We start from the raw sequence: 12205 nt of genomic DNA, 5'->3' as shown, positions 1-12205 counted from the left end.
TCAGCGGTCGCGCAGCACCGAGTCGAGCAGCCGCCGGAACGCGAGGCGGTGCAGCGGCAACAATGAGTACCAGTACGCCAGCCCACCCAGGCCGTGCGGCACGAACGTAACGCGCTGCTCGTAGCGGGCGCCGCCGTCGTCCGGAGTCACCCGGAGCTCCAGCCACGCCTCACCCGGCCCGAAGCCCGTAGCGCGCATGCGTATCCGGCTGCCGTGCTCGTGCGCCTCCACGGTCCACCGCCGTGCGGAGACGCCCAGCGGATAACTGAACCAGCCGCCGGGCTGTTGGGTGGCTGCCTCGATCGCCTTCCACACCCGGTCGGGGCTCGCCGAGGTGACGGCCGAACGCACGTCACGGAAGACCGTTTCACCGGCCCACGCCGGGTCGCTCGGCAGCCGGTCCGCCGGTGCCGCCCTGGTGGGATCGGGTTCGAGATCCCCGGTCCGCATGCTGCGCAGCGCGGCCTCGACGGCCTCGCGGTACGGGGTGAGACCCCCCGGCGGCGGCGGGATGACGGCGTCGATGTCGTGTTCGCTCGCCACCGCGTCGCACTCCAGCGATTCGATGAGCGGACCGGCGAGCCCGGGCGGGATCGGCGTGACGAGACCGATCCACCGGCTCGCCAGCGACGGCGTCAGCCACGGCAGCACCACGAACCGTCGGGGCCGCAGCCGTGCCGCCTCGGCGTACACCTGCATCATGTCGCCGTATTCGAGCACGTCGGGGCCGCCGATGTCCCAGGTCCGCGACTCGGGCACCGCCGCCGACGCGGCGCCGGTGAGGTAGTGCAGCGCGTCGTCGATCGCGATGGGCTGGATCTTGTTGTGCACCCACTTGGGCGTCGTCATGACCGGCAGCCGGTCGGTGAGGTGACGGATCATCTCGAACGACGCCGATCCGGCGCCGACGACCACGCCGGCCTGCAGCACCACGGTCTCGATGCCGGACTCGAGCAGGATGTCGCCCACCTGAGTGCGCGACGCCAGATGATCGGAGAGCTTGGTGTCCTTCGGATGCAGCCCGCCGAGGTAGACGATGCGGCGCACGCCCGTGCGGCGGGCCGCGGCGACAACGTTCTCGGCAGCGCGCCGCTCGGCGTCCACGAAGTCCTTCGAGGACCCCATCGAGTGCACCAGGTAGTAGACGACGTCGACGCCGTCGAAGGCCTTGACCAGCGAGTCGGCGTCGTCGAGGTCACCGGGGACCACCTCGACGTCGGAGCGCCACGGCGCGTCGGCCAGCTTCTCCGGTGTACGCGCCATCGCGCGGACGGTGTAACCCGCCGCGAGCAGGTGGGGGACCAACCGGCCGCCGATGTAGCCCGTCGCGCCGGTGACCAGGCACCGCGTGTCCTGCGCGTTCAACCGTGACTCCCTCCGTCGTCCGCTCGTAGGCCTATTCGGAGCGAGACGCGGTGCGGATTGCCCCGTGCGGCCCCGCGGCAAACGTCCGTTCGACGGGGCGCCGGGTGAACATGTGCTGCGGTGTGCTGCGTGCCCCCGCCGGCCCGCACCGCTACCGGTACCCTTGTGCGCGATGACGGACTGCACCGATCGAATGAGTGCGCGGTGAAAGACCCCGCGGACTTCGGCGCCTCCTACGCCGCTGCCGGGGTCGACATCGCAGCCGGGGACCGCGCCGTCGAACTACTCAAACCGCTCGCCGCCAGGGCCACCCGCCCCGAGGTCATCGGCGGACTCGGGGGGTTCGCCGGGCTGTTCGCGCTCAAGGGCGGCTACCGCGAACCCGTGCTCGCCGCGTCCACCGACGGTGTGGGCACCAAGGTCGCGATCGCCCAGGCGATGGACAAGCACGACACGGTCGGCATCGACCTGGTGGCGATGGTGGTCGACGACCTGGTGGTGTGCGGCGCCGAGCCGCTGTTCCTGCAGGACTACATCGCGGTGGGGCGGACGGTTCCGGAGCGGATCGCCGCGATCGGTAGCGGCATCGCCAACGGCTGCGTGCAGGCCGGGTGCGCGCTCCTGGGCGGCGAGACCGCCGAGCATCCGGGCCTGATGGACCCCGACGCGTACGACATCTCGGCCACCGGCGTCGGCATCGTCGAAGCCGATGACGTGCTGGGCCCCGACCGGGTGCGCCCGGGCGACGTGGTCATCGCGATGGCCGCCAGCGGGCTGCACTCCAACGGCTATTCGCTGGCGCGCCACGTGCTGCTGGAGATCGGCCACATGAACCTCGCCGGCCACGTCGAGGAGTTCGGCCGCACGCTAGGCGAGGAATTGCTGGAGCCCACCCGCATCTACGCCAAGGACTGCCTCGCGCTGGCCGCAGACACCGAGGTGCGGACGTTCTGCCACGTCACCGGCGGCGGGCTGGCCGGCAACCTGGAGCGGGTGGTGCCGACGGGGCTGCGCGCCGAGCTCGACCGCGGGACGTGGACGCCGGCGCCGGTGTTCGCCATGATCGCCCATCGCGGCCGCATCGATCCCGAGGAGATGGAGCGGACGTTCAACATGGGCGTCGGGATGGTGGCCGTCGTGAGCCCGGCCGACACCGATCGGGCGCTGGCCATCCTGACGGCCCGGCACGTCAATTGCTGGGTACTGGGAACGATCGAGAAGGGGCACCGCGACGCTGCGCGGGCCGAGCTCGTGGGACGCCACCCCCGCTTTTAGCGCGGAATCGACGCGGTAGAAATGTCAGCGACGCCAGTCGTCGTCGTCGTCCCAGCCATCGGGCACACCGACATCGGCGGAGTCCGCCCCCGCCAGTTCCTTTTGGAGACGCTCGAAATCGGTCTGCGGCGAGCTGTACTTCAACTCACGTGCAACCTTGGTCTGCTTCGCCTTTGCCCGGCCGCGGCCCATGGGGGAACCCCCTCGCGCAATAACGGAGCGGCCCGATGAGGGGCGGCTCCGATATGAGTGTCTGTTTGTTAGTCCTGCCAACACTTTAGCGTGCTGACGCCCGATCTGCTGGCACGGCCTGGGGATGCGGCGCAGGTCACCGCGTGACGCCTCGCAGCCGGTCGACCGCGAGCCGGCCGGCGCCCACGCCGTCGTCGCCGGGCACGGTGTCGGGGTCGATGACCAGCTCGGCGACCACCTCGCCGCCGCTGGTGAGCGCAGTGTCGGCGGGGATGCCCCGCTTGACCAGCGCGAGCGCAATGGGCCCGAGGTCGACGTGGTCGACGACGGTGCCGAGTCGGCCGACGGTGCGACCGCCCGCCAGCACCGGATCCCCGGGCGCCGGCCGACGCCCGTCACCGGCGGAGCCGTCGAGGTGGGTGAGCACCAGCATCCGCGGCGGCTTGCCGAGGTTGTGCACCCGGGCGACGGTCTCCTGGCCGCGGTAGCAGCCCTTGTCCAGGTGGACGGCCGGGCCGATCCAGCCGACCTCGTGGGGAATGGTCCGGTCGTCGGTGTCGACGCCCAACCGCGCGCGCACGGCCGCCGCGCGGTGCGCCTCGTAGGCCCACACCCCGGCCGGTCGGACGCCGGCGTCCGCCAGCCGCCGGCGCAGGTCGGCGATCCGGTCGTGCGGGGCGAGCACGTCCACCGCGGCGCCGGGTCCGCCGGCCGCGACCGGCATGCCGCGCACCAGGCCACCGTCGGCGGTTTCGACGGCCACCAACGGCGCCGGCAGCGCCCCGACGCCGAGCGCCTCGCGGACGGCGGGCTCGTGCAGCGCCGGCCCGAGCAGCGACAGCACACCGTAGGCCGCGGCCGTCACCGTGACATCCGACCAGAACACCATGCGCTGCAGGTAGCCGAGCAGTGGCGCACCCCGCCACGGCTCGGTGTCGAGATAGGTGGTGCCGCCGGATTCCGTCTGCCACCAGTGGTCCTCCACCCGACCCTGCCCGTCGAGGCTCAGGTTCTGCACCGCCGTGCCGTCGGCTTGGCCGCTGACGTGCTGGGACGAGATGGTGTGCAGCCAACTCAATCGCTCGCCGCCGGTCAGCGTGATCACCGCGCGATGCGAGCGGTCGACGGCCACGGCGTCGGTCAGCGCGGCGCGCTGCTCGCCCAGCGGATCGCCGTAGTGCCACACCGCGCCCGCGTCTGGGCTCGAGTCGGGAGCGGGGACGGCATGAGGGGAGGTCGACACACCTCAACTCTACGACCGGGCGTCACGGCTACCCTTGCTGCGCGTGACCGGTATTCGCGTGGTGGTGACGGCCGACGGCGAGAGCTGCGATCCATCCGCTCCGCTGCTGCACGCCGACGATCTGGCGGCGGTGCGCGGCGACGGGGTGTTCGAGACGCTGCTCGTCCGGGACGGCCGACCGTGCCGGCTCGACGCGCATCTGCACCGGCTCGGCCGGTCGGCGGACCAGCTGGAGCTGCCGGCGCCGGACCTCGACGCCTGGCGGCGCGCCGCCCTGCTGGCCGCCGACCGGTGGGCGCGCTGCGACGACGGCGACGGCGCCCTGCGGCTGGTTTACAGCCGCGGCCGGGAGAGCGGCGGACCACCGACCGCCTACCTGACCGTCGCGGCCGTGCCCGAGCGGGTGCACGCCGTGCGGCGCGATGGGCTGGCGGCGCTGACACTCGATCGTGGACTGGCGACGTCGGCGTCGGATGCGCCGTGGCTGCTCGCCGGCGCCAAGACGCTGTCGTACGCGGTGAACATGGCGGCGCTGCGCTACGGCGCCGCGCGCGGCGCCGGGGACGTCGTGTTCGTCAGCTCCGACGGCTACGTCCTGGAAGGTCCGCGCTCGACCGTCGTGATCGCCCTCGGCGAAACGCTGGTGACGCCGCCGCCCACGCAGCCGATCCTGCACGGCACCACCCAGCGGGCGCTGTTCGACGTCGCCACCGCCGCCGGTCACCCGTGCGAGTACCGGCCACTGCGCGTCGCCGATCTCGTTGCGGCAGAAGGGGTTTGGCTGGTATCGAGCATTACGCTGCAGGCGCGGGTGCACACGCTCGACGGTGAGCCGCTGCGTCCGGCACCGCTGACGCCGCGGTTCGCCGAACTCGTCGACGCGGCGGTCGCCGGGGCGTAAATCGGTTGTCGGCCGCCGCTTCCGCGGGTACCTTCGCTGGTACACGGGAAAGGAGGTGGTCCGGGAAATTGTGTGACTTATGGACTCGTGAGGTGACTGCCGGCTAGCAGCCGCCGCGAGGAATCACTGAGCGTGTTGGCGCTGGCGAATTCCCCGCAGTCACCCGGCCCCCGAGCCCTCATCGTTTGTCCAGATGAGACGTACGGCTCGGGGGCCGCTTCATGTTCGGGGGTCAGATCCGCGACGGACCGCGTGCTCAGCCGACGTGGCGGGACAACCGCGCCGACAGGTGCGGCACCAGGCCGCCGTCGGCGTCGACGCGCTCCTCGACGTAGGCGAGATCGCCGCCCTCGACGATGCCGTAGAGCCGCTTGGCGCCGCCCACGAGCACGCCGGACCGGCTGCGCGCCAGCGCATCGGTGACCAGCTCCCACGACAGCTGGTTGCGGGGCCGGCCGTAGAACAACTCGACGTAGCCGGCCGAATGCGCGAGCAGGAGTTCGATGGCCTGCGACTCGCTGGGATCGGCCGGGTCGACGACGAACCGCCAGTACCCGGTTTCCCGCAGGTCCGGCTGCTGATAGTCGCCCTGCTCGGAGAGCCGCCAGGACCGGGCTTCCCAGTTCAGGTAGTCGCCGCCGTCGTGCGACACGATGATCTGCTGGCCGAACCGGTAGTCGCCGCGGGCGTCGTGGCCTTCGCCCTCGCCCCGCCACACCCCCACCAGCGGCAGCAGCGCGAGCAGCGCGTCGTGCAGATCGGCGCCTTGGCGCAGGTTGGCGGTGTCGGCGGGCAGCGGAAGGTCGTCGAATACCGGGATGTTGCGGCCGGCCGTGGCCTTGGCGCGCTCGGCGGCCGCCGCGACCGCGCGGTCGCCGGATCCGGGCGTCGGTTCGCCCGAGGTCACGACTCGTCGGTGATCAGCCGGTAGACGGCGTACAGCGCGAACCAGGTGATGACCACGGTGCACGCGACCAGCAGGAGTTCGTAGAAGAGGACCACGACCCCAGTCTAACCGCCGGTCGGCTCAGGCTGAGCTCGCCTTGCCCAGCTCCTTGGCGCTAGGCGACCTTGACGTCCACCTCGTGGATGCCGGCGCCGTTCGGCGCGACCACCGCATCGCCGTTGCCGACCTTCGACAGCGCCCGCAGCGTCCAGGTGCCCGGCGCGGCGAAGAACCGGAAGTCGCCGGTGGCCGACGCGACGACCTCGGCGGTGAACTCGTCGGAGGCGTCGAGGAGCCGCACGAACGCCCCGCCCACCGCCTGACCGGAACCGTCGACCACCCGACCGGTGATGACGGTCTCCTTCTCCAGGTCGACGCTGGCCGGCAGGGTCTGGCCTTGTTTCGGTGCAGAGCACATAGTTACTTTCCCAACTCGATCGGGGCGCCCACCAGGGAGCCGTATTCCGTCCAACTGCCGTCGTAGTTCTTCACATTCCGGTGGCCCAGCAGTTCTTGCAGGACGAACCAGGTGTGCGACGAGCGCTCGCCGATGCGGCAGTACGCGATGGTCTCCTTCTCGCCGTCGAGGCCGGCGTCGGCGTACAGCTTCGCCAGCTCCTCGTCGGACTTGAAGGTGCCGTCGTCGTTCGCCGCCTTGCTCCACGGCACGTTGATCGCGGTGGGGATGTGCCCGGGCCGCTGGCTCTGCTCCTGCGGCAGGTGCGCCGGCGCCAGGATCTTGCCGGAGAACTCGTCGGGGGAGCGCACGTCGACGAGGTTCTTCTCGCCGATGGCCGCGATCACCTCGTCGCGGAAGGCGCGGATCGCGTTGTTCGGCGGCTTCGCGGTGTAGGACGTCGGCTTGCGGGTGACGGGCTCCGTCGACAGCGGGCGGTTGTCCAGCTCCCACTTCTTGCGGCCGCCGTCGAGCAGCTTGACCTTCTCGTGGCCGTACAGCTTGAAGTACCAGTAGGCGTAAGCCGCAAACCAGTTGTTGTTGCCGCCGTACAGGATCACCGTGTCGTCGTTGGAGATGCCGCGGTCGGAGAGCAGCTTCGAGAACTGCTCGGCGTCGACGAAGTCGCGGCGCACCGGGTCCTGCAGGTCGGTCTTCCAGTCCAGCCGCACCGCGCCCTCGATGTGGCCGGTGTCGTAGGCGCTGGTGTCCTCGTCGACCTCGACGAAGACGGTGTTCGGCGCGTGCAGGTTCTGCTCGGCCCAGTCAGCGGTGACCAGGACGTCGGAGCGGGCCATGGAAGGGTCCTTTCGGAGAGGGGTCGTTCGACGGTCAGGCGAGGGACGGCGACCGTCGGAAGCGGACGAACAGCGGATAGAGGCGGCAGCCCAGGCAGATGCCGAACGCCGCGTTGAGGAAGGCCGCGACGAGCGCGAACGCCGTCGCGACCACACCGACGAGGAAGGCGCCGGCCGCGAAGCCGGCCGTGGCGACCGCCGCGAACACCAGCCCGACCAGCTGGGCGAAGCGCAGCGGCGCGGTGGGTTCGGTCTCGGTCACCGGCCCGAGCCGCGGGGCGACGACGCGGGCGTACACCGCGCCGTAGGGGTGGCGGCGCGGTCCGGCGGCGGCGCCGACGGCGAAGACCACCGCCTGCGCGCCGAGGATCACCGCGGCCGCCGTGGCATCGACACCGGCGACGAGCAGACCGGCGAGCAGGACGGCGCTGGTCACCCAGGCAGCAAAGCGCGGACCACGGACGTCGACCTCTGCCGATCGGGTACTGCGGGACATGATGGTGCTCCTGTTGGAATGGGCTGAGGGGCAGGCCGGACGGACTGCGCTCCGCGCGCGCTCGCGCCGGATCAGCGACAACGACAACAGCAACAACCCGCGACGCGGCACAGGTCGACTGCGCGGCGCTTGGTGAGCATCAGCTCAAGGCGGGCGAACACGGCGCCCACCATACCCAATGACAGCCTGCTCAGGCCAATAACGGCGCCAACGCCGCCCGCAGGTCAGCGGCCTTCAGCGAGCCGTTCGCCCGGTAGCGCTGCCGGCCGTCGGCGTCGAACACCAGGGTGGTCGGCAGCGACAGCACCGAGAATCGGCGGGCCGCATCGGGGTCGGCGTCGATGTCGATCTCGATGTGCGCCACGCCACCGAGCTCGGTCGTCACCGCCTCGATCACCCGACGCACCCCCGCGCACGGCCCGCACCACGCCGCGGTGAAGTGCACGACGGTCGGGCCGGTATCCGAGAGGCCGAGGTCACCGGTGTCGACCGCCCGCACCGCGGCAGCGGGCCGCAGCACGCCGTTGCGCCGGGTGGCCACCACCCCGAGCGCCGCCGCCACCGCCAGGGCAGCGATCGCGCCGACCACGACGGTCCACTGCGCCGTCACGGCTGCCGGAACTCGTCGAGTCGCAGGGCGCGCCGGGTGGCGATGCCCTCGATGATCACGTCGGAGCCGCGCACGCCCTGGCTCGTCGGCGGGATGCCGAACGGCAGCCGCTGGCCGGGCAGCGCCGTGCTGAACGCCGCCAGCACCGCGGCGCGGTCCGCGTCGGACACCTCGCGGCTCGCGGTGCCGGGCCCGGTGAGGACGTCGGTGCCGGTGAACACCAGCGTGGTCTGGTCGGGCCCGGCCATGGACAGATCGACCGACACGCTCACCCGCTCGTCGAGGCCGGCCGAGCGCGGAGTGCCGGTGAACACCAGGCCGCGGCTGCCGGAGATGCCCGACTCCGTGGTGCCGCCGGTCGCGTCGTTCGTGTCGGCCGACGGTGCCTCCACCATCAGATCGGTGATGCCCATGAAACGCCCGACATGACGGGAGTCGATGATGATGCGGCTCTCGACCTTCTCGACCGGCAGCACCGCGTCCGGCCGGATCAGCCACGACGAGGTGTGCAGGTCGATCGAGTGCAGCGTCGCCTCCAGCGAACACCGGCCGACCACCGGCGCATCCACCGCCGCGGCGCGCAGCTCCACCTCGCCGTACCGGTGGTCCGCGGCCTGCGTCGTGAACGGGAACCCGAGGATCGCGACGGTGGGATCCGCCGTCAACCCCGCCTCCGTGCGCAGGGTCCGCGACAGCCGGTACTCGGCGTAGATCGCGGCGCCGAAGTCGGCGCCCACCACCGCGACGATCGCCGCCAGCAGCGTCGCACCCACCGAGATCGCCAGCGTCCGCACCCGCACATTGTCGCCGACCGCGCCGCACCGCACTGCCCGGGCACCGCAGAACTGCTGGTCACGCGTTATCGTGGGGGAATTCGTCGTCTGGTTCCGGGAGTACATCGGCCGTACGCCCGGACGTCGGACACCCGATGCGCTGGAGGCTGCATTGGACCTTTTGCTCCTGACGGTCGATCCGCAACCGGAGAACGTGCTGCCGTCGTTGTCGCTGCTGCCGCACACCGTCCGAACCGCCCCCAGCGAGGTGTCGTCGCTGCTGGAGGCGGGTTCGGCCGACGTCGCGATCGTCGACGCCCGCACCGACCTCGCGGCCGCCCGCGGGCTGTGCCGGCTGCTCGGCACCACGGGAACGTCGGTGCCGGTCGTCGCGGTGGTCACCGAGGGCGGGCTCGTCGCGGTCAACATCGAGTGGGGTCTCGACGAGATCCTGCTGCCCTCCACCGGCCCCGCCGAGATCGACGCCCGGTTACGCCTCGTGGTCGGGCGCCGCGGCGGCGCCGCGAACCAGGAAAACGCCGGCAAGGTGACGCTCGGCGAGCTGGTCATCGACGAGGGCACCTATACCGCCCGGCTGCGGGGCAAGCCGCTCGACCTCACCTACAAGGAGTTCGAGCTGCTCAAATACCTCGCGCAGCACGCGGGCCGCGTCTTCACCCGCGCCCAACTGCTGCAGGAGGTGTGGGGCTACGACTTCTTCGGCGGCACCCGGACCGTGGACGTCCACGTCCGCCGGCTGCGCGCCAAACTCGGCAGCGAACACGAGGCGCTGATCGGCACCGTGCGCAATGTCGGCTACAAGGCGGTCCGGCCGGCCCGGGGCCGCGCGGCGTCGGCGGCCGACGACTTCGACGACGACGAGGACTTCGGCCCCGACGAGCTGCCGGAGGACCTGCCCGACGCGCTGCGCGGGCCGGATCCGTTGCGCGCGCGGTGACCGCGGTCGATTGGCGCGACGCGCTCTCGGACGCACAGCGGGAGCGGGTCACCGAAGTCATCGCGGCGGCGCGCGACACCGACGGCGTCGCCCCGGTGGGCGAGCAGGTGCTGCGCGCGCTGCGGACACAGCACACCGCCCACCTGCTGGCCACCGACGGGAACGACGTCGTCGGCTACCTGAACCTCGCAGCGGCCGACGGCGACGACCCGGCGATGGCTGAGCTCGTCGTGCATCCGGCGGCGCGCCGCCGCGGCACCGGGACCGCACTGCTGCGGGCGGCGCTGGCCCGCGGCGGGCCCGGTACGCGGGCGTGGGCGCACGGCACCCTGCCGGCCGCCCGCGGGCTGGCGGCGGCGCTGGATTTGGTGGCGGTCCGCGAGCTGCTGCAGATGCGCCGGCCGCTCTCGGAGTTGCCGCCCGTCGACGAACCGGCCGGGGTGATGCTGCGCACCTACCGCGGGCCGGAGGACGACGCCGAGCTCCTGCGGGTGAACAACGCCGCGTTCGCCTGGCACCCGGAGCAGGGCGGCTGGACCGACGCCGACCTCGACGAGCGGCGCGGCGAGCCGTGGTTCGACCCGGACGGGCTGTTCCTGGCGTTCGACCGCGACACCGGCGCGCTGCTCGGCTTCCACTGGACGAAGGTGCATACCGTGCCCCGCGGCGATGTCCGCGGCCCCGCGCTGGGCGAGGTGTACGTCGTGGGCGTCGATCCGGCAGCGCAGGGCCGGCGGCTCGGCCACTACCTCACGCTCGTCGGATTGCACCACCTCGCAACGGTTCTCGCACCGGCCGACGATCCGACCGTCATGCTCTACGTCGAATCCGACAACGCCGCGGCGGTGCGCACCTACCAGCGGCTGGGCTTCACCGTCTTCGCGGTCGACACCGCCTACGCCGCCCGCGGCGATCACTGAGCGCTGTTCACCCGTCGTTCACCTGGCATAGCACAAGCGGCCACTCCGGCCGCTTAGCTTCGGCGTGCAACGGCTCTTCCAGCAATCCGGAAAGTGAGACAGGTGAAGCGCAACAGCTTGGGTACGGCGTTCCTCGCGACGTTGTCCGCGGCGACGATGGCGGCGGCCCTGACCGCCTGCGGCAGCGACAACAACGCCGGCGGGTCCGGCGCCTCCGGCGACGCCAACTGTGACGGCAAGGACAAGCTGACCGCGGAGGGCTCGTCGGCCCAGAAGAACGCCATGGACGGCTTCATCGCCGCGTGGGGGCAGGCCTGCCCGGGCAAGACGCTGGAATACAACGCCACCGGCTCCGGCACGGGCCGCAACCAGTTCATCGCCGGCAACGTCGACTTCGGTGGCTCCGACTCCCCGCTCGCCGAGAACCAGGTGCAGCCGGCCGCGCAGCGCTGTGGCGGCAACCCGGCATGGAACCTGCCGGTGGTGTTCGGCCCGGTCGCGCTGGTCTACAACGTCGAGGGCGTCGACGGCCTGGTGCTGAACGCCGACGTGATCGCCCGGATCTTCAACGGCGGCATCAAGACCTGGAACGACCCGGCCATCGCGGCGCTCAACGCCGGCAAGTCGCTGCCCAGCCAGCCGATCGTGCCGATCTTCCGCACCGGCGAGTCGGGCACCACCGACAACTTCCAGAAGTACCTCGCGGCGGCGGCGCCGCAGTCCTGGACGCAGGGTGCCGGCAGCACCTTCAACGGCGGCGTCGGCGAGGGTGCGAACGGCTCAGCCGGCGTGCAGCAGGCCGTGGCCGGTTCCGCGGGCTCGATCGGCTACGTCGAGAAGAGCTACGTCGGCAATCTCAGCGCGGCGCAGATCGACACCGGCAGCGGTGCGGTCGAGCTCACCGACGAGACCGCCGGCAAGGCCATCAGCGCGGCGAAGTTCGCCGGTGAGGGCAACGACCTGGTGCTGGACCTGAAGTCGCTGTACGCCACCAAGGAGCCCGGGGCCTACCCGCTGGTGCTGGCCACCTACGAGATCGTGTGCTCGAAGGGGTACGACGCCGAGACCGCCGCGGCCGTCAAGTCGTTCCTCAAGGTGGCGGCCGGACAGGGTCAGGCGTCGCTGTCCGCGGCGGGTTACGTGCCGCTGCCCGACGCGTTCAAGCAGCGCCTCGTCACCGCCATCGACGCCATCTCGGCCTGACGGATCTCGGCGGTGGTTCGGAGCGCGGCGCAGTACCCGGCGTCACATCGCGTGGCGCCGGGTCGGCGC

General features: G+C 71.6%; 15 protein-coding genes. 5 read left to right on the top strand and 10 right to left on the bottom strand.

The features are described 5' to 3' along the window. Positions 1 to 1365 carry a DUF2867 domain-containing protein gene (locus tag LV457_RS03180; protein ID WP_232168946.1) on the bottom strand — a complete coding sequence of 455 codons (1365 nt, stop codon included), beginning with the start codon at positions 1363 to 1365 and terminating at the stop codon, positions 1 to 3. Positions 1366 to 1569: 204 nt separating this feature from the next. Here LV457_RS03180 and purM point away from each other — a divergent pair, with 204 nt between their 5' ends. After that, positions 1570 to 2640, top strand: a complete 1071-nt coding sequence (gene purM, locus LV457_RS03175; RefSeq protein ID WP_374198703.1) for a phosphoribosylformylglycinamidine cyclo-ligase — start codon at positions 1570 to 1572, stop codon at positions 2638 to 2640. Positions 2641 to 2664: 24 nt separating this feature from the next. Here purM and LV457_RS03170 read toward each other — a convergent pair whose 3' ends face one another. Together LV457_RS03170 and LV457_RS03165 are read right to left on the bottom strand one after the other, a co-directional pair. Next, on the bottom strand, positions 2665 to 2832 hold the full coding sequence (locus LV457_RS03170) for a DUF3073 domain-containing protein (protein ID WP_232168945.1): 168 nt from the start codon (positions 2830 to 2832) through the stop codon (positions 2665 to 2667). A 136-nt stretch (positions 2833 to 2968) separates the two neighbouring features. Further along, positions 2969 to 4075: a folate-binding protein YgfZ gene (locus LV457_RS03165; protein ID WP_232168944.1), complete on the bottom strand. Its 1107-nt coding sequence runs from the start codon at positions 4073 to 4075 to the stop codon at positions 2969 to 2971. 58 nt (positions 4076 to 4133) lie between these two features. On the opposite strand from LV457_RS03165, the gene LV457_RS03160 reads away from it, so the two are divergent. Further along, on the top strand, positions 4134 to 4976 hold the full coding sequence (locus LV457_RS03160; protein ID WP_232169225.1) for an aminodeoxychorismate lyase: 843 nt from the start codon (positions 4134 to 4136) through the stop codon (positions 4974 to 4976). Between the two features lie 256 nt (positions 4977 to 5232). On the opposite strand, the gene LV457_RS03155 is transcribed toward LV457_RS03160, so the two are convergent. From LV457_RS03155 to lmeA, 7 genes are all read right to left on the bottom strand, one after another. Continuing rightward, entirely contained in the window at positions 5233 to 5883 is a 651-nt protein-coding gene (locus LV457_RS03155) for an FABP family protein (RefSeq protein ID WP_232168943.1), read from the bottom strand. 154 nt (positions 5884 to 6037) lie between these two features. After that, complete coding sequence (locus LV457_RS03150; protein ID WP_232168942.1) at positions 6038 to 6340, bottom strand: DUF1416 domain-containing protein; 303 nt, start codon at positions 6338 to 6340, stop codon at positions 6038 to 6040. A 2-nt stretch (positions 6341 to 6342) separates the two neighbouring features. After that, the gene (locus tag LV457_RS03145) at positions 6343 to 7176 is read right to left on the bottom strand and encodes a sulfurtransferase (RefSeq protein WP_232168941.1); all 834 of its coding nucleotides are present in this window, start codon (positions 7174 to 7176) and stop codon (positions 6343 to 6345) included. Between the two features lie 34 nt (positions 7177 to 7210). Further along, positions 7211 to 7672: a DUF4395 domain-containing protein gene (locus LV457_RS03140; protein WP_232168940.1), complete on the bottom strand. Its 462-nt coding sequence runs from the start codon at positions 7670 to 7672 to the stop codon at positions 7211 to 7213. A gap of 71 nt (positions 7673 to 7743) precedes the next feature. After that, positions 7744 to 7812 (bottom strand): Ms5788A family Cys-rich leader peptide, encoded by a 69-nt coding sequence (locus tag LV457_RS20260; protein WP_374198720.1) that lies wholly within the window; start codon positions 7810 to 7812, stop codon positions 7744 to 7746. Between the two features lie 50 nt (positions 7813 to 7862). Then, entirely contained in the window at positions 7863 to 8282 is a 420-nt protein-coding gene (locus LV457_RS03135; RefSeq protein ID WP_232168939.1) for a thioredoxin family protein, read from the bottom strand. Then, positions 8279 to 9076, bottom strand: a complete 798-nt coding sequence (lmeA, locus tag LV457_RS03130; protein WP_232168938.1) for a mannan chain length control protein LmeA — start codon at positions 9074 to 9076, stop codon at positions 8279 to 8281. Before lmeA ends, LV457_RS03135 begins: the two co-directional genes overlap by 4 nt. Before the next feature lie 151 nt (positions 9077 to 9227). Here lmeA and LV457_RS03125 point away from each other — a divergent pair, with 151 nt between their 5' ends. The 3 genes from LV457_RS03125 to pstS all read left to right on the top strand — a co-directional run bounded on the left by LV457_RS03125 (position 9228) and on the right by pstS (position 12136). Further along, a complete protein-coding gene (locus tag LV457_RS03125; RefSeq protein WP_232168937.1) occupies positions 9228 to 10013 on the top strand; it encodes a response regulator transcription factor in 786 nt (261 codons plus the stop codon). Then, positions 10010 to 10933: a mycothiol synthase gene (gene mshD / locus LV457_RS03120; protein ID WP_232168936.1), complete on the top strand. Its 924-nt coding sequence runs from the start codon at positions 10010 to 10012 to the stop codon at positions 10931 to 10933. Before LV457_RS03125 ends, mshD begins: the two co-directional genes overlap by 4 nt. Positions 10934 to 11035: 102 nt before the next feature. Continuing rightward, positions 11036 to 12136, top strand: coding sequence for a phosphate ABC transporter substrate-binding protein PstS (pstS, locus tag LV457_RS03115; protein WP_374198702.1), 1101 nt, complete (start codon positions 11036 to 11038; stop codon positions 12134 to 12136). Positions 12137 to 12205 lie beyond the last annotated feature (69 nt).

Origin of the sequence: Mycobacterium sp. MYCO198283 (assembly GCF_021213805.1) — a bacterium.
In the GTDB taxonomy this organism is placed as follows: Bacteria; Actinomycetota; Actinomycetes; order Mycobacteriales; family Mycobacteriaceae; genus Mycobacterium.
The sequence above is the reverse complement of the archived record's forward strand: the minus strand, read 5'-3'. Positions and strand labels throughout refer to the sequence as shown.